Annotated in this window: 1 rRNA gene; it reads left to right on the top strand. The window is 51.8% G+C overall.

The annotated features are described in order from the left end of the window. Nucleotides 1–568: ribosomal RNA gene (locus AACW90_RS22935) — 16S ribosomal RNA — on the top strand; the annotation flags it as partial.

The following is a 568-nucleotide window of genomic DNA, read 5'->3' as shown; positions in this document are numbered from 1 at the left end:
CAGTAAGTTTAATACGCTTATTGTTTGACGTTAGCTACAGAAGAAGCACCGGCTAACTCCGTGCCAGCAGCCGCGGTAATACGGAGGGTGCGAGCGTTAATCGGAATTACTGGGCGTAAAGCGCATGCAGGTGGTTTGTTAAGTCAGATGTGAAAGCCCGGGGCTCAACCCCGGAAGGTCATTTGAAACTGGCAAACTAGAGTACTGTAGAGGGGGGTAGAATTTCAGGTGTAGCGGTGAAATGCGTAGAGATCTGAAGGAATACCAGTGGCGAAGGCGGCCCCCTGGACAGATACTGACACTCAGATGCGAAAGCGTGGGGAGCAAACAGGATTAGATACCCTGGTAGTCCACGCCGTAAACGATGTCTACTTGAAGGTTGTGGCCTTGAGCCGTGGCTTTCGGAGCTAACGCGTTAAGTAGACCGCCTGGGGAGTACGGTCGCAAGATTAAAACTCAAATGAATTGACGGGGGCCCGCACAAGCGGTGGAGCATGTGGTTTAATTCGATGCAACGCGAAGAACCTTACCTACTCTTGACATCCAGAGAAGCCAGTGGAGACACAGG

This window comes from Vibrio frigidus, from assembly GCF_042465995.1.
Taxonomy (GTDB): domain Bacteria; phylum Pseudomonadota; class Gammaproteobacteria; order Enterobacterales; family Vibrionaceae; genus Vibrio.
This window is presented reverse-complemented; position numbering and strand designations above follow the sequence as displayed.